This is a genomic window from Kitasatospora sp. GP82, from assembly GCF_029892105.1.
Taxonomy (GTDB): domain Bacteria; phylum Actinomycetota; class Actinomycetes; order Streptomycetales; family Streptomycetaceae; genus Kitasatospora.
Window position 1 is genome coordinate 13894 of sequence record NZ_JARZAJ010000028.1, and the last position, 16634, is coordinate 30527.

Annotated in this window: 15 protein-coding genes and 1 pseudogene; 9 read left to right on the forward strand and 7 right to left on the reverse strand. The window is 70.1% G+C overall.

The genetic code is table 11. The features are described from left to right. Positions 1-48: 48 nt before the first annotated feature. The 7 genes from P3T39_RS25830 to P3T39_RS25860 all read left to right on the forward strand — a co-directional run bounded on the left by P3T39_RS25830 (position 49) and on the right by P3T39_RS25860 (position 4955). The gene (locus P3T39_RS25830; RefSeq protein ID WP_280701339.1) at positions 49-1176 is read left to right on the forward strand and encodes a LysR family transcriptional regulator; all 1128 of its coding nucleotides are present in this window, start codon (positions 49-51) and stop codon (positions 1174-1176) included. 300 nt (positions 1177-1476) lie between these two features. Next, a complete protein-coding gene (locus tag P3T39_RS25835; protein ID WP_280701340.1) occupies positions 1477-1833 on the forward strand; it encodes a transposase in 357 nt (118 codons plus the stop codon). Positions 1834-1951: 118 nt separating this feature from the next. Beyond that, positions 1952-2932, forward strand: a complete 981-nt coding sequence (locus P3T39_RS25840; RefSeq protein WP_280701341.1) for a transposase — start codon at positions 1952-1954, stop codon at positions 2930-2932. 42 nt (positions 2933-2974) lie between these two features. Beyond that, on the forward strand, positions 2975-3394 hold the full coding sequence (locus P3T39_RS25845; RefSeq protein WP_280701342.1) for a hypothetical protein: 420 nt from the start codon (positions 2975-2977) through the stop codon (positions 3392-3394). Positions 3395-3545: 151 nt separating this feature from the next. Next, the gene (locus P3T39_RS25850) at positions 3546-3737 is read left to right on the forward strand and encodes a hypothetical protein (protein ID WP_280701343.1); all 192 of its coding nucleotides are present in this window, start codon (positions 3546-3548) and stop codon (positions 3735-3737) included. A 169-nt stretch (positions 3738-3906) separates the two neighbouring features. Then, complete coding sequence (locus P3T39_RS25855) at positions 3907-4545, forward strand: transposase (RefSeq protein WP_280701344.1); 639 nt, start codon at positions 3907-3909, stop codon at positions 4543-4545. After that, positions 4533-4955: a transposase gene (locus P3T39_RS25860; RefSeq protein ID WP_280701345.1), complete on the forward strand. Its 423-nt coding sequence runs from the start codon at positions 4533-4535 to the stop codon at positions 4953-4955. Before P3T39_RS25855 ends, P3T39_RS25860 begins: the two co-directional genes overlap by 13 nt. A 375-nt stretch (positions 4956-5330) precedes the next feature. On the opposite strand, the gene P3T39_RS25865 is transcribed toward P3T39_RS25860, so the two are convergent. From P3T39_RS25865 to P3T39_RS25885, 5 genes and pseudogenes are all read right to left on the reverse strand, one after another. Beyond that, positions 5331-6056 carry a dienelactone hydrolase family protein gene (locus P3T39_RS25865; RefSeq protein WP_280701346.1) on the reverse strand — a complete coding sequence of 242 codons (726 nt, stop codon included), beginning with the start codon at positions 6054-6056 and terminating at the stop codon, positions 5331-5333. A 125-nt stretch (positions 6057-6181) separates the two neighbouring features. Next, positions 6182-6697 (reverse strand): annotated as a pseudogene (locus P3T39_RS25870) (glycosyltransferase family 2 protein); the annotation flags it as partial. Positions 6698-6922: 225 nt separating this feature from the next. Next, a complete protein-coding gene (locus P3T39_RS25875) occupies positions 6923-7588 on the reverse strand; it encodes a C39 family peptidase (protein ID WP_280701347.1) in 666 nt (221 codons plus the stop codon). 589 nt (positions 7589-8177) lie between these two features. Beyond that, entirely contained in the window at positions 8178-12074 is a 3897-nt protein-coding gene (locus tag P3T39_RS25880; protein WP_280701348.1) for an AAA family ATPase, read from the reverse strand. Continuing rightward, a complete protein-coding gene (locus P3T39_RS25885) occupies positions 12071-12508 on the reverse strand; it encodes a hypothetical protein (protein ID WP_280701349.1) in 438 nt (145 codons plus the stop codon). Before P3T39_RS25885 ends, P3T39_RS25880 begins: the two co-directional genes overlap by 4 nt. Before the next feature lie 990 nt (positions 12509-13498). Between P3T39_RS25885 and rox the strand changes: the two genes are divergently transcribed. Together rox and P3T39_RS25895 are read left to right on the forward strand one after the other, a co-directional pair. Next, positions 13499-14926, forward strand: a complete 1428-nt coding sequence (rox, locus tag P3T39_RS25890; protein ID WP_280701350.1) for a rifampin monooxygenase — start codon at positions 13499-13501, stop codon at positions 14924-14926. A 149-nt stretch (positions 14927-15075) separates the two neighbouring features. Continuing rightward, complete coding sequence (locus tag P3T39_RS25895) at positions 15076-15420, forward strand: hypothetical protein (protein WP_280701351.1); 345 nt, start codon at positions 15076-15078, stop codon at positions 15418-15420. Here P3T39_RS25895 and P3T39_RS25900 read toward each other — a convergent pair. Next, the gene (locus P3T39_RS25900) at positions 15412-15948 is read right to left on the reverse strand and encodes a GNAT family N-acetyltransferase (RefSeq protein WP_280701352.1); all 537 of its coding nucleotides are present in this window, start codon (positions 15946-15948) and stop codon (positions 15412-15414) included. The two genes, P3T39_RS25895 and P3T39_RS25900, sit on opposite strands and share 9 nt — an antisense overlap. Positions 15949-16049: 101 nt before the next feature. Further along, a complete protein-coding gene (locus tag P3T39_RS25905; protein ID WP_280701353.1) occupies positions 16050-16595 on the reverse strand; it encodes a hypothetical protein in 546 nt (181 codons plus the stop codon). Positions 16596-16634: the final 39 nt, after the last annotated feature.

Genomic DNA, 16634 nt, shown 5'->3' on the forward strand with positions numbered 1-16634 from the left:
ATCTGCCAGCGCACCGGAACGCGCCCGGGGAAGGACCCTCGCACGCGCATGGTCCGGTGCCTGCTCTTCGAGCAGCTCAGCGGCCTCCCGGACACACTCGCCTCGCCCTCCTATCGACCAGACCGCGAACTACGGGCCAGGAAGGACCGGTTCGCCGCTCAGCTCACCCCCGAGCTGGCCGCCGAGCTCGACCGGCACGCGCAAGGCTTTCTCCACGACCACCAGATTCGCGACGAACCCGTCACATGGGAGCCACCCCTCGACCTCTTGACCGGCCTCCAACTGCCTGGCCCGGACCTATCGAAGACCGACGTCGAAGCCGTGCACCGGTTGATCCGCAACGACGGACTCAGCGTCACCGATGCAGCCGAAACGCTCGGAACAAGCCCCGGCGCTGTCCGCCACGTGCTGCGACAGAATCCAGCACCACTCCTCGCACCCCCGCGCATCTGGGGGAAGGGCCACGCCGGCCACTTCACCCCCACGACTGCGGCCCTGCCCAGCAGCGAGGAGCTCACCTCCCTCTACCTGGATCAGCGACTATCCCTCAAGACCATCGCCAGGAGGCACGAGGTCAGCAGCCCGGTGATCGCCCGCCTCGCCCACGAGTACGGCATCACCCTTCGACAACAGGGCGAGCACATGCGCCGCCACGAGGCCATCTCGCGGGAGTGGCTCTTCGAGGAGTACGTCACGAAGGGCCGAACCCTCCCCGAGATCGCCCGGGACAAGGGCATGAGTGGCTCCAACATGGCCCGTTGGGCACACATCCACCGGATTCCCCTACGGCCACGCGGCGGAGCGAGCCACCGCACCGCGCTGGCTGTTGAGTCCAGGTTCGAGAACGTTCCCGAGCTCCTTCACCCAGCCCTACACGGGCCCGAATGCGAACAGCGATTGCTCCGATTCGCCGCGGCGACTGCGTACCCCAGCATCGCGGACGCGGCCAAGGAGCTCGGCCTCAACGTCATCACCCTCGGAACCCAGATCCGGCATCTCGAACGGGACCTCGGGCAACCGCTTCTGATCCGCGCGCAGAGACGCACCCCGATGAGGATCACCCCGTTCGGAGACGAGATTCTCATGGCGCTGACCGAGGCAGGATGGATCAATCCCGCACGTCGACTGGCGGACGAGGTGCTAATCGGGGAGTCGGCGCCCCAACTGTCTGAGTGAGATGTCGGACCAGTAGGTTCGCCAGGTGACCGCTGAAGCCCTGCACCGATTGACCAGCGCCGAATACGCCGATGTTTGGGACCGCTTCGATGCCGCGTTCGACTTCCGGCCCAGCATGCACGTCTTCCCCGGCATCACAGAGCCTTCGCCATCGGTCACTTGGAGCCTCGACGCGCTGAACGACGACCCTGGACACCGCAAGCTCGACCACCTGGTCGACCCCCCTCTCCGACAGTCTCGACTGAGACGCCCTGTATGTCGGGTTAGTCTGGATGGCGAGGCAGAGGAGATTCCCCCGGCATGGCCAGCACCACCAATCCCGACCCGGCACCGAAGCCGAAGCGGCGGACGTTCTCACCGGAGTACAAACTGCGGATCGTCGCCGAGTACGACGCCGCCCCCAAGGGCGAGAAGGGCGCGATCCTGCGCCGCGAGCGGCTCTACCACTCCCACATCATCGAGTGGCGCCAAGCCCGCGACGCCGGGGCAATGGCCACCCTGACCGACCGGCGGACCTCACCGGCCCGGCCGAAGAAGGCCGCCGAGCAAGCCGAGCTGGAACGCCTGCGCAAGAAGGTCGCCCGCCTGGAGAAGGACGTCGCCCAGCGCGACGCCGCCCTGGCCGTGCTGGGAAAAGCGTCGGCGCTCTTGGCTTGAGATTTAAGCTCGACAAGATCATCTCTCGTCGGGGTTCGTCGTTCTCCTGACAGCAGGCGCGGCCGTCCGTGATCCTTCGGAGTGTCGAGCTCGAAGTGTCACAAGAACGGCCGCTGTGATGAGTGTTGTTGATGACGCAGCCCGCGTCGAGTCCCTGTCCGCATTGTCCCGGTTCCGTGCCGGCTACTACGCATGCCTGCCCGCCCGGGCCGACACGCTGTTCGACCTGACCGACGCCGTGCTGTGCGCCGAAGGTCCCGTCACCTCGCTTGTCGAACTGTCACTGCAGTCAAACTTCCGACGCGGTCACGGCGCGCTGTACGACGCCCTGGCCCGCGGAGCGGTCGACGAGGAGCGGCTGCGATCCCTACTGGTAGACCAACTCCCGGACGGCCCCTTGATGTTCGACGTCGATGCCTCGACGTATCCCAGGCCGAGCGCGGAGTGCTCACCAGGCCGCGGGCACCCGCCGTGCCGCTGCGACGGCGACCGCAAGACCATCCCCGGCTGGCAGTTCCAGTGGATCACCGGCCTGGAGTGGGGCTCGACCTCCTGGACACTTCCTGTCGACGTGGCCCGCATCCCGCCCGCATCCTGCCCGGTGTCAGCAACCGCCGAGCAGATCCGCCGCGTCGCGCACCATCTCGACAATCTGGGCAGACTCCGAATTGACGGCCAGGCAGCACCGCTCTTCATCCTCGACCAGGGCTACAGCGCCTCCGGCCTCACCCACGCTCTGGCGAACGTGCCGGTGCAACTGCTGGTCCGCATCGCCGGGGACCGCGTCTTCTACGACGGCCGCCCGGGACCGCGCAAGCCCGGCCCCGGCCGAAACGGCGTGCACGGCCACCGCTTCGAGCTGACTGCACCGGTCAACCTGCGCCGCCCCGACCAGGTGCTCGTCGTCCCCGACACCCGCCGCTACGGCCGTGTCGAGGTTCGCGCCTGGCACCACATGCATCAGAAGGTCCAGCGCAACGGCTACTTCGCCGACCAATACCCGCAGCTCAACACGCGTCTGCCCGTGATCGAGGGCACGGTGATCGAGGTTCGGGTCGAGCGGCTGCCCGACGGTCGCAGCCCGCACCGCACGATGTGACTCTGGCACACCGACTCCACCGGGACCCTGCCGGACCTCGACGTGCTGTGGCGGTCCTACCTGCGGCGATTCGACATGGAGCACACCTTCCGACTGCTGAAGTCGGAACACGGCTGGACCGCCGCGCGCGTACGCACTCCCGAGCAGGCCCTGCGCTGGACCCGGATCGTCGCCGTCGCCTACGTCCAGCTCCGTCTCGCCCGCCACCTCATCGCCGATCTGCGCCGGCCGTGGGAGAAGCCGCCCCGGCCGGGGCGTGGACTGAGCCCGCACCGAGTGCGTCGCGGATATCGGCATCTGCGTGACCGACTGGGCACCCCGAGCCGTCTGCCGAAAACCAGCACCCCCGGCCCCGGCCGACCCCGAGGGAGCAAGAACGCCCCAGCTCAACGACACCCCGTCGCCACAAAAACCGTCAAAACGGACACCGGGAAGGCCAAGGGACGTAAGAAGAAGGCCTAAATCTCAAGCTTGGAAGTGCTCTCCGAGAGCGCGGACTGAACCGCGCCGTCGAACCGATCCTGGACGAGGCCTTCACCAGTCTGGAGCCCGAGCTGAGCACCAGCGACGACAGCTGGGGCAGCAACTCGACCAGGTCGGCACGGGCGAGCTGGTGGCCCGCATCGACGAGCTCAGCCGCCAGAACGCCGAGCTGACCGCCGAGAGAGACGCGCTGACTCGGGGCAAGGCCGAGCGGGAGGAGAAGCTTGCCGAGGCGGAGGAGGACCGGGACGCGGCTCGCGCGAGCCTGCGCAGGATGATGCGCAGGGAGAACACCAACCCGGATGTCCCCGAAGCCGGATGAGCCCTGTCATCGGGCGGAGCCGGTTCCCGCCGCCGAGTGGGAACGCCCTCGCAGAGCACCTCGTCACAATTTCTCTGAGCTGACCCTATGAGGGCCGGGCCCCCTTCCGTGCTCAGCCCGGTGATGCCTATCGTCCGGGTAGATGCGAGCTCGGGAAGGAGGCCCGGCAATGTCTGTCTACGCCGGGATCGACGTGCATCGCAAGAGGTCCCAGATCGCCGTGATCGGCCAGGACGGCGAGGTCCAGGTCAACCGGAACGTCCCCAACGGCGTCGAGACCGTGCTCGGGGTGATCGGGAGCCTGCCGATCGGCACCCCGGTCGCCTTCGAGGCCGCCTATGGCTGGGGCTGGCTGGTCGAACTCCTGGAGGACTACGGCTATGACCCGCACCTGGTCCACCCGCTGCAGTGCAAGGCGATCGCCTCGGCCAGGCTGAAGAACGACAAGGTCGACGCGGCCACGCTCGGCCGGCTGCTGCGCGCGGACCTCCTGCCGGAGGCGTGGATCGCCCCGCTGGACGTGCGCCGGCAACGCGCCCTGCTCCGCCACCGCTTCCAGCTGGTGCGCCTGCGCACCCTGCTCAGGAACCGCGTGCATGCCGTCCTCGCCGACCCCGGCCATGACCGCGCCGGCGGTTTCCGCACCGGCCCGGGCCGCGTCTGGTTGGCTGGCCTGCCGCTGCCCGATGCCTCCCGCCGGGTCGTCGAGGCCTACTCGCCGTCATGGACGCGCTGCAGCCACCCATCGATGCCCTCGACCAGGACTTGGCCGCAATCGCCCGTGGTGATCCGCGCGTGGCCGCGCTGACCCGACTGCCGGGAATCGGTACCCTCACCGCGCTGACGATCGTGGCCGAGGCCGGCGACATCAGCCGGTTCCCGTGCGCGCGCAACCTCGCCTCCTGGGCCGGGCTGACGCCCACCGTCCGCAACTCCGACCGCACGGTCCACCACGGGAACATCTCCAAGCAGGGCTCGCCATGGCTGCGCTGGATCATGTGCGAGGCCGCGCAGACCGCCAAGCGCCATCCGGTCTTCGCCCCCGGCTATCAGGACATGGTCCGCCGCCGGGGCAAGAGCATCGCCACCACCGCCGTGGCCCGCAAGCTCCTCACCCGGGCCTACCACGTCCTGCGCGAGGTCCACGAGCAGCAGGCCACACCCCGCCGCAGACCCGCCGTCCCCCGCTCGGCCAAGACAGCCACACGCTCCGGGTGAGCTCGTATCCGCCGCATGAGACGGCAGCCTGCCGCGCTCGATGACCTGACTGAGCAGCCCGGTCCCCCGAACCACGGTCATGGCGCCGGCCTGGGCCGGGCGCCGGATGGGTGCATGTGACACCACGTATTGACCGCCCCCCAGGGGGACACCAACCCGCTGTCACCACAACCACGTTCGGACCATCCCCGGTCGAGCATCATCGGCCGCCGGGAAGCCCCGAAAAACCGCCCCAGGGAGCAACCACACCCCCGGGTGCACCCGCCTGCCAGTTGACAGGCCCGGCCCTCATGGGTGCGACGATGTCCCACAAACCGGAGCCGGTGGCGGTCTACCGGCCTGGCTCGCGGCCCGGAATCGCGGTTGCTGACCAGATCACTCCGTTACGGGCAGGCACTCGGCGAGCAGGTCGATGACGTCGTGCCAGGCGCGCTGCGCGTGCTGTGGGTGGTAGCCGACGCCGGGGACCATGGGGTGGTCGACCGGCGGGTGGTGGAAGGCGTGCAAGGCGCCGCCGTAGACCGCGAGGCGCCAGTCGACGCCCGCGGCCTGCATCTCGGCGGTGAACGCCTCCCGTTGCGCGGGCGGCATGATCGGGTCTTCCGACCCGACCCCGGCCCACACCGGGCAGCGAATGCGCGCCGCCTCGCCCGGTCGGCCCGTGGTCAGTGCGTTGACTGTCCCGATCGCGCGCAGGTTGACGCCATCGCGCCCGAGTTCCAGCCCGACGGCGCCCCCGGTGCCGTAGCCGACGGCGGCGATCCGGTCGGGGTCGGTCCGCGGTTCGGCGCGCAACACGTCGAGAGCCGCATGGCCGATGCCCCGCATCCGGTCGGGGTCGGCGAGCAGCGGCATGCAACGGGCCAGCATCTCCTCGGGGTCACCCAAATAGCGCCCGCCGTGAAGGTCGAAGGCCAGCGCTATGTAACCCAGCTCGGCGAGCGCATCGGCTCGGCGGCGCTCGACGTCGCTGAGCCCCATGCCTTCTGGTCCGAGCAGCACCGCGGGCCGGTGGTCGACACCGGCCGGGAGCGCGAGGTACCCGATCATCGTCAGACCGTCGGCCGGGTACTCGACCGTGCGCGTTGTAACCGTCGTCATGAGACTGGACTGTAGTGATCGTCGAGCCCGGTCGGGCCGGTGTTCACCGCTGGCAGAACAGCGCGGGTGTGCCTCTGAAATGCGGCGATGGCTCACAAGATCCGTCACAAACCCCGTTCCCGCAGGCGGGCAAGCCAGACCCGGTTTCGGGCGGTGAACCGGTAGTACACCGCATGCCGAGCCGGGGAGGCCTTCGGGTGCTGAAGGACGAGCTCGGGCTCGTACAGGATCTCCCAACCAGCATCAAGGCTCCGCCAGGCGAGGTCGGACTCTTCATGCCCGAAGAAAAACTCCGCCGGCCACAAGCCGATCTCGTTGAGCATCGGCACCGAGAACGCATGGCCACCGCCGAGGAAGGCGGTCATGAGCAGCCCGTCGTCGTCGAGTTCGCCGACGACGTCCACCTCGCCCGACTCGCACAGCATTGCCAGGCCGACATTGCGGCCGCCGGGACATCCCAGGTTCTCCTCAAGCGGGATCTTGATGACGTCAGCGTCCACCTCGGTGAGCGGGGTCGCATTGCCCACCAGCACACCCCTCGTGGGCACGTCCTGCTTCTCCACCGAGGCGAGCAAAGCGTCCAGCTCCCGGGGACGAGTGCCCATCGTCACGATGACGACCCCGATGCGCGGCAACGACACAGCGGCAACTCCAGTAGTCGGCGAGACACCAGCCGCCCTCGGTCCGGAGCGGATGAGGCGCAGCGGGGTTGGTGCGGGATTAGCGGGTGTCGTCGGTGCGGCCGGGGCGCGGGGATGGAGGCTCGCCGGGCCGCGCGGGCGCGGAGCCGCGGGTGCGGGCCGACTCGGGTGGCTTCCGGGTCGCAGCAAGCCGCACCCCGGATCTCCGGGCCCGGGACGGGAGCGTCACTGGACGATGACCGCCATCTCCCCGTAGGTCGCGTATCCGGCGTCAAAGGCGGCCTCGCTGATCCACGACTGCCCACGGGCGGGGTCATCGACCAGGACCTGGCCATCGCTGACTGCGGAGACGACCACGCTGTGCTCGGACGGCCCGGCATAGGTCACCTGGCGGCCGTCGTAAGCGGTGTACGAGTTCGCCGCGAGGTAGCGCCAGCCATAGTCCACCCAGACGACCGCCGGATGGCCCGCGGACACCTCCGTGCGCAGCTGGGCAGGAGAGATCCCTTGTCCAGCAGCCTCCAGGGACAGGCCGTAGGACTGTGCGGCCTGGGCGACGGGCGGGTAGTACACGCCGAAGCCGGTGCCGTCCGCCTCCGAGCCGTCGGGGTCTCCCACGAAGGAGCGGAAGGGATCCCCGGCCAGCGGCCCGGAGTCCCCCGCCTGGTAGTGCGTCAGGTCGACGCCGATCCGCGCTAGCACGTCCTGATCCCCCACCAGCACGCCCCTCGCGGCCAGCACCATGCGCAGGGAGGCCGCCTCGCAGTCGTTTCCCAACTGCTGCTGGTACATGGGAACCCCGGTGCCGACGGCACCCGAAGGGACCGCGCCGATCATCGTGACAGCACCCGCCAGGACCACGGCCAACGCCGCCGCCAGCCGGCCGCGCATACTCCGAGGTAACCGCGCGAGCACGGAGCATCCGCTCGGGGGCCCGGATCCGGCCCCCGCAGGCGGAACGGTCGCGAACGGTCGGGCTGCGGGCAGTCGGCCCGCTGGCAGCGCAGCTGCGGATGGCGGGGGTGCCTGCGGATCAGGTCGGTGCGGGCCCGGGTGCGGGCGCCGCGCGTACCGCCGGATGTCATTGGCGCTCTCCATGGCACCTCTCCTTCGATGGCTGGGCACCGCAGGTGTCGGGCAGCCCGGGTGCGGCGCCGTGCATGCTTCCTGATGTCCTCCTCACTCTCCATGGCACCCCTTCCTCGCCTGCCTCGCACCGCGGGAGCGGCTTCCCGGCATCGCTCCGCTACCGCACCGCGAGGACCAGATGCTCGCCTACGTCACCGTCACCCGCGACCAGCGCACCCTCCGTCCGGACCGGGCCGGCCTGGATCACCAACTACGGCCCCGGCCGGCGAACCGCGGCCAACGCCAGCAGCTCGCTTCAGGCCCGGCGGCTCGACGCGTACAACAGCTGGGCCGACGACCTCGACCGCTCGTACTCGGCGAACAGAAGTGGTGCCCGCGGCCCGGCTCGACGTCAGGCGCAGGGGTGCCGGTACGGATGGTGCCCGGCGTAGGCTGTCCACTGGCTGTCGGGCACCGGGGTGCCGACATCGGCGCAGATCTCCTGGTACATGCGATCGGAATCCAGCTCCCAGAATCGCACGCTGTCACCGTAGAGGGGGTCGTGGACGGTGGTAGCCACCGTGCGGCTGTCGGGCGCGAACTCCAGGTCGCTCCCGAGCAGGGTGAGGGCGGAGCTGGTGGACACTCTCGTCGGATCGGCCGCGTCCCACAGCAGCACCCGACCACCGGTCAGCCCACCGGTGGCCAGGCCGACGGTGCGGCCGTCGTCGCTCACCGCCAGGTCACCCACGAGATCGTTCAGCGGGATCTTCGCAATCCAGACGTTCGGTTTGGCCAACTCCCAGAAGCTGACGGCCTTTTCACTGTTGGACGCGGCCACGACGTACCGGCCTCCGCCGAAGGTCCGGATGGAGTCCGCCGCCACCTGGATCGTTCCTGCCGGCACCGGGTTCCTGATCTCGGTCAGGTCGACGACCTGGACGTCACGATCCTTCTCCATGACCAGCATCCGGTGCTGAGGGGTACCGGCGACACCCCAGGCGTCGTGGAGCTTCAGGGGCAGCGGATGGGGACCGTCCGGGTGTTTCGGATCCGCAAGACTCCAGAGCTGTACGCCCTGGGTGGCGTCGATCACGACCAGTACACGCCCGTGCTGCTGGAGACCGAGCCCGGCCAGCGAATCGGGAACCGTCACGGTCGCCACCTCCTGCGGATGGCGGCGGTCGGCGATGTCCCACAGATGGACCACGCCGTCGGAGGAGCTGTTCAGCACCAGGACGCCCGACTCGGTGCTGGCCTCCACGTCGAGACGGCCGTCCGCCGGTCCGGTCCGGGCGAAGGTGGACTCCAGGACCGGGTGGTGAACGTCTCCCACCTCCCACAGGCCGACGGACGACTGGTCACCCGGCTGGGTGATGAGGGTGTGGCCGTCCGCCAGGAAGGCCCCCTTGGACCACGGGTGCGGGAGAGTGGCGCTCTCGACAGGCCGGTGCCGGTCGGTGACGTCCCAGAGCTTGACGCCGCCGTCCTCGTCGCTGGTCACCAGCGTGCGGCCATCGCCGCCGAATGCCGTCCCAGGGGCTCCGCCGGTCTGGCCGACCAGTCCCTGGGGGATCGACACTCCGGGGGCGGTCCAGATCCGCACCCGGCCGTCGTCGCCGCCGGTCGCCATGGTGTGGTTGTCCGAGGCGAACGCCAGGGCGCGCAGCGGACCCGAGCCGTGCAGGTTGTCCCGCCGGTTGAGATCCACGGTGACGGGGTCGGGGTGCCGGCCGAACTGGAACCGGTTCACGCTGCCGTCCGTACTGGCGGCGGCGAAGGCCTCACCGCTGCCGCTGAACGCGATGCCCAGGAAGTCCCCGCGCCCGCTGAGGGGATCGACAGTCATCTCCTTCGCCGCGGGTCGGGTGGGGTCGGTCACGTCCCAGCAGTTGAGCTGTCCGTACGTACCGCCGGCGACCAGCAGCCTGCCCGCCGGGTGGAAGGCCAGGCTCCAGGCGCTCCCGACCGTCATGGTGGACAGGACGGTCGGCTGAGCGGCGGCCAGGTTCCACAGTCGGACGCTTCCGCCGGTGCTCGCCGTGGCCAGGGTGCGGCCATCTGGGTGGAAGGCCACGCCGGTGATCTCCTTGGAGTCCGCCGACAGGGTGCGGGCAGGTACGGGATGGGCTGGGTCGGCGACGTTCCAGAGCTGGGCGATTCCCTTGTCGCTCCCGGTGGCGAGGGTGTGGCCGTCCGGGCTGAAGGCCAGTGAGTACGCGGTGTCCGTTCCGTCGGGAGTGCCGCTCAGCAGCTCGGGGTGGTGCGGATCGGCCACGTCCCACAGCTGTAGGGACCTGTGGCCGTGGGTGGCGAGCAGGCGCCCGCCCGGGGCGAAGGCCACCGCGGCGGTGCCGTCGGTGCTGAGGGCGGTGCCGAAGGAGGGCCGGGCCGGGGTGCTCACGTCCCAGAGCTTGACCGTGTGGCTGGTGTCACCGCTCGCGAGGACCCGCCCATCGGCGCTGAACGCCAGGCTGACGACCTTTCCGGTGTGGTTCTTGTCCGAGGGGTCGTCGATCGCGACCGGATAGGAGGTCGTGTAGGAGGTGTACAGCTGATCCCGGGCCTCCGGGGTGGGCGACGTGTGGTAGGCGGCCAGGCTCAGCTCCAGCGCCACGGCGGGATCGGTGGAACGGATGGCGGCAGCGTTCGCGGCGAGCTGGCGGGAAGCGATCACCGCCTCGCGCTGCGACGACTCCCGGTGCTGCCGGACGGCGATCACGCCGACCACGACCGCCATGACCACCGCGAGCACCCCGCCGGTGAGACCCGCTCGCCGGATCCTGGCCGCGCGGACGCAGGCGGCCAGGAAGTCACGCTGGGACGCCGTGAGCTCCGCCCTGCGGTCGGGGCTCTTCGCCCACTCGCGTATCCGGGCCAGCGGATGGCCCTGCAACAGGTTGCCCCGGTCCCGGCCGCTCTGCAGCCAGACCTCGGTGGCCTCGGCGAGTTGCTGGTGGAGCAGTGTGCCCGTGCGGTCCTCGCTGAGCCAGCCGTGGAGCCTGGGCCAGGCTCTCAGCAGCGCCTCGTGTGTGATCTCGACCGTGTCGTCCCGCTCGGAGAGCAACCGGCTGCCGACCATGACGTCCAGTACGGCGGAGGCCCGCTCCGGATCCTGGTTCTGCCGGAGCAGGCTCTCCCGAGTCGCCCGCCGTCGGACGTCGTCGGTGCCGTCACCGATTTCCACCAGTCCGAGCAGCAGTGAGCGCGCCAGCCGCTGCCCGTTCTCGTCAAGGCCGGCGAACACCCGTTCCGCGGTGGACGCGACGGAGTGGAGGATGCCGCCGGTGTCCCGGTACGCCTGGACGGTCATGACCTGGCCGTGCTTCAGCTGCCAGGTCGCCTGCAGCGCGTGGGCGAGCAGCGGGAGCCGCCCGGCCTCGTACTCCCCGTCAGCCGTCGCCCCGAGGTCGTGCAGCAGCAGCTCCACCAGACCCGGTTCCACGTCCAGGTCCGAGAAGCGCGCGGGGAAGAGGATCGCCTCACGCAGGCCCTGCTCCGACAACGGCCCGAGAATGACCGGCCGGTCCTCCAGGGCCGCCCGCAGGAGTGGATGGCCGGTGGCCCGGCCATAGAAGTCGGACCGCATACCGTAGACGACCAGGGCAGCAGGTTCGCAGTCCTGGCCAGGCTCGGCCAACCGAGCCATCAGCTCCACGAAAGCACGTCGTTCCTCGTCGTCGGAGGCGGGGGTGAAGAGCTCCTCCAACTGGTCGACCACGACGACCATCCGCTCCAGGGAGGCCTCGCGCAGCCCCGCGCGCACGGCGGTGGCCAGCCCGGCGGGATCGGCCGCGGCCGACTCCGTGGCCTCGGCCGGGTCGAGCCCCAGCGCGCCGGCCAGCGCGCGCGCCGCCTCGGCCAACGGGCTGGCTGTGGGGGTGAACACCAGCCGCGGCCACCGCTCTGCCCCCGTCCGGGGAAACGCGCCGCCGGCGAGCTTCGGCAGCAGCCCGGCGCGCAGCAGCGAGGACTTGCCCACACCCGACGCGCCGAGCACGAACTGCGCGCCGCCCGAACCGAGACGCTCGGTCAGACGCAAGACAAGGGCCGCGATCGTCTGCTCCCGTCCGAAGAACCACCGGGACTCGTCCGGTCCGAACGCGCTCATGCCCGGGTACGGGCATTCCCTCCCGGAGCCGCCGGACAGCACCTGCCGCGCGCCATGGACACCGTCCTCCAGATGGAGGTGCAGATCGCGCCCGGTCGCGAAGAGGTCCCGGCCCGCCTGGTAGACCCTGGCGTCACCGGACGCCTGCGCCTCCTGCTGGATCCGGGGCTCCTGCGGCGGATCGTCAGGGGTACTCATCGCTCGACGATGTGCTGGTCCCGGCCCGCCTGGTAGACCCGGCCGTGCCCCGAGGCGGTCGCACGCATCCGGATATCGCCGGAGCCCGTGCCATCGGGCTCGGGAGTCTGCGGTCCCAGCTCGTCGATCATCCGCCGCAGTTCGTCCACCAGCTCCGGTCCGCCGGCATGGGCCAGCCGGGTGAGCCGTCGGCACCAGTCGTCGACCAGCGCCTGCTCGGTCCGCACGGTCTGCTCGTCACCGTCGTGACGTGCTGCCAACAGCTCTGCCCGAGCGTCGTCCAGCTCCGCCGTGACTGTCTCGGCCCGCTCCGGATGAACGCGCTGCCAGAGCCTGCCGATCGTTCGCCTGGCCAACTCCCAACTCTCGGTGGCGAGAAGCCGCACCACGGCGTTCGCAGCCGTCGTCGCCAGTGTCGTCAGTTCCGGCTCCATGGCCAGCCTCCTGCCTCAGACGTCTGCCCGTCAACCGCGAGCCAACCATAGGCGCTGAAGGCCACGACTGTCCGGCCGTTCGATCTATTGACGTACAGTCAACTCAACGAGGATGAAGGCATCTTGTCTGGCGGCAGCGGTACGGGCCGAGGCAGCGACCGACTCGGGCCGAGGAGGCGATCCAGCGGATCACCACCGAGAAAACAAGCCCACTCCGGCGCGGATACGGCGGGGTTCGGAAACCTCCGGCTGACGCAGCCTAACCTCAGCAGGACGTCGAGTTCGTCCGGCCGCCCGGCCGATCGCGCCGCGCGCCCCGTCCGGGCACGGAGGCGCCCGGCCACAGTGGGAGGTATCAGCAGCAGGGCGGCCGACGCCCTCGCACAGCAGATGGCGCTCGACCGGACTTCAGCAAGGGCGGTCAGTACCTGTTCCACGCCAGGTCGTTGAACAGCCAGTCGAAAGGAAGCTCGCGACTCCCTCACCAGCTCACTGGCCCAGGTCTCCCGGCCACAGTTCATCGCTGGACAGGCAGCACCAGGTTCCGTTCCAGATGGGCCTGCGCCTCCGCCTGCAGGGTTCCGCGGCTGCATCCGCAGGCCCATGGGAGGTCCTCCTGGACCGCTGGCATCGCCGTACGCGCCGTGTCACCGCTTCGGGAGGAGCTTGTCCGTCCAAAGCGGACGACAAAAGGCAAAGGCAAGGAGGTTACCCACTCCTTGCCACTCTCAATGTATAGCGCACCGGGGGCCTTGCGGCAAGGCCCGGGTCGTGCCACAGAATGGTCGGCCAAGGCCAGAACCTGCGGAAATAACGGATTCGCGAAGTGCGTGTGTTGTCGTCGACGTTTGGGTTGCGCGGGAACGTCGAACCGCGCCGGTGGGACTCGCGGTGCAGTTGCGGGGACTCGGCGCGGAGGTGCGGGTGTGCGTGCCGCCGGACTGCGCGGAGCGGCTGGCCGAAATCCAATCTCGTTGAACGGGCGTTTTGATGATTGACGTGATCGTGGTCGGCGGCGGACCGACCGGCTTGATGCTGGCCAGCGAGTTGCGGCTGCACGGTGTGCACGTGCTCGTGCTGGAGAAGGAGGCGGAGCCGACCGGGCAGTCCCGCGCGCTCGGCATGCACGTGCGCAGCGTCGAGGTGATGGATCAGCGCGGTCTGCTGGAGCGGTTCCTCGCGCTCGGCGAGCAGTTCGCGGTCGGCGGTTTCTTCGCCGGCATCGCCAAGCCGTGGCCCGACCGGCTGGACACCGCACATTCGTACGTCCTCGCCATCCCGCAGAGCATCACCGAGCGTCTGCTGACCGAGCACGCCACCGAGCTCGGCACCGAGATCCGGCGCGGCTGCGAACTGGTCGGGCTGAGCCAGGACGAACACGAGGTGACCGCCGAGCTGGCCGACGGCACGCAGCTGCGCTCGCGCTACCTTGTCGGCTGCGACGGCGGCCGCAGCACGGTGCGCAAGCTGCTCGGCGTCGGTTTCCCCGGCGAGCCCACCAGGGTCGAGACGCTGCTGGGCGAGGTGGAGGTGGCCGTGCCGCCGGAGACGCTGGCCGCAGTGGTGGCCGAAGTCCGCAAGACCCATGTGCGGTTCGGCGCCATGCCCCTCGGGGACGGGGTGTACCGCATGATCGTGCCCGCCGATGGGGTGGCCGAGGACCGTGCGGCTGCGCCGACCTTTGAGGAGTTCAGGCAACGGGTGCGGGTGTTCGCCGGCACCGACTTCGGCGCGCACTCACCGCGCTGGCTCTCCCGCTTCGGCGACGCCACCCGGCTGGCTGAGCGCTACCGGACCGGCCGGGTGCTGCTGGCCGGCGACGCGGCGCACATCCACCCGCCGACCGGCGGGCAGGGGCTCAACCTCGGCATCCAGGACGCGTTCAACCTCGGCTGGAAACTGGCCGCCGAGGTCCGCGGCTGGGCACCGGAGGGGCTGCTGGACAGCTACCACACCGAACGGCACCCGGTGGCCACCGACGTGCTGGACAACACGCGCGCGATGACCGAGCTGCTGTCCCCCGAGCCGGGTCCACGGTCGGTGCGCAGGCTGGTGTCGGAACTGATGGACTTCGAGGACGTGAACCGGTACCTGATTGAGAAGATCACTGCGATCGGGGTCCGCTACGACCTCGGCGAGGGGCATGAACTGCTCGGCCGGCGGATGCGGGACGTGGGGCTGAAGCGGGGGCGCCTCTACGAGCTGATGCACGGCGGCCGCGGGCTACTGCTCGACCAGACCGGCCGGCTCTCGGTGGCGGGCTGGGCCGATCGGGTCGACCACGTCGTCGACGTCAGCGAGGAACTGGACGTGCCCGCAGCGCTGCTGCGGCCGGACGGCCACGTGGCGTGGGTCAGTGAAGATCAGCAGGATCTGCTCAGCCAGCTGCCCAAGTGGTTCGGCGCTGCCGTCAGCTGAGCGCGCAGTTGTGGCTCGAAAGGGGGTGGGACCTTTCTCCGGCCGAGTCCGGCGCGGTCCGGTGCCGTACCTCCCGCTGAGTGCCGCGCCACCGGCGCGGCCCAGGCTCTGGCGGCCGGACGCATCCGCCCTACACCGACCAGGAAGCCGTGCATTTCCTCGCCGGGCAGCGCCACCTGCGCGCGGCGTTGCCGCAGCACCGCGCCGAGCCGATGGATATCACCCGGCTGGCCCGGCCGCTGCTGCCGCCCCACCCGCGACTCCACGAGGTCGGCGGGAGTCCTGGCGACCAGCCCGAGCCGGTCGGCCAGCAGCCAGGTGGCACTTCGGACCGTCAACCCCAGGGCGGAGGCTGGGTGACGTTCAGCCCGTACTCCCTGGCCACCCGCCTCCTGACCGGTTCTCAGCTGCACCTCATAGCCGGCACCGCCAACCCAGCCCGCCCTTCCGGACACCTCCCGCTGCCCGGCCCCTTCACGGCCGGGTCAGGTTGACAGGAGGGGCTCGCGATCGGCGTAGGCGTGGGTGAGGGTGCCGTCCTTGGGGAAGGGACGCAGGCCGTAGTCGTGCAGGCCGAGGCGGTCGGCGACAGCCCTGGAGGCGGTGTTGTGCGCGTGGATCCAGGCGATGAAGGGGAGTTCGGGGGCGGCGTGGTCGGCGTGGCGCTGTGCGGCACGCGCGAGCTCGGTGGCGTACCCGTGTCCCCAGCGGGCCGGAGAGAGGCGGTAGTACAGGTTCCAGTAGCCACCGGGGTGCTGCTGGGCGCCACCGCTGCCGACCACCTCTCCGGTGGCGCGCAGCCGTACGGTCCAATACCCGAGACCGTCGGCGTCCCAGGCTGCGACGGCGCGCTCGATCCAGGCCCGGGTGGTTTCGGGATCGGTATGCCTGCCCTCGGGCTGGTGGCCCCAGGTACGGGCGTCGGTGTTCAGGGCGAACAGTGCGTCCAGGTCGTCGAGGGTGACGGCGTGCAGATCGAGGCGCTCGGTACGGACGAGGTACGGCTGATTGGGTTCGCTCATCGCATGATCGTACTGACCATGGACGAGGGGCGGCCACGCTTCCGGCGCGGCCAGAGGCCTGCCACGTCCCCGACAGTCGGGCTGCCACAGCTGACGCTGCGTCAGTTGGGGCCGAGTCGTAGCGCGCGGCGGCCCGCCGCAAGGGCGAGCAGCACCCACAGCGCGGCCGTGCCGCCGACACCGATGACACCGACGCCCAGGCCCGAGTAGTCCCTGTCGGTCGAGACCGGCGGCACCCAGCCGTCCGGGTCCACCACGACGGTCTCGGTGGTGCCGACCGCCTGGCCCCAGCAGTCGGGGGCCGCCAGCCTGGCGTGCGGCAGCGGCTGCCCGTCCGCGCGGCGGATGCCGCAGGTCCAGCTCAGCCCGCCGCTCTTCTTCTTGCTGCTGTGCGTCGCGGTGATCACCACGTCGGTGCGCTCACCGCGCAAGTGCATCACCTCGGACTTGAAGACTTGCCAGGGCAGGACCAGCAGTGCGATACCGAGCGCCACGCCCGGCCACAGAAACCACCCGCTGGGGCGCACCAGCATGAGCGCGGCCAGCGCGCCGAGCAGCGCCAGCACGGCGGTGATCAGGGCCAGGGCCCCGTAATCCGGATTGGCGGCGAGCACCGCGAGGCCGGCCAGCGTCAGCGGGGTAAGCACCGCAACCAGGACGCTGACCCGGCGGACCCGGCGGCGGGC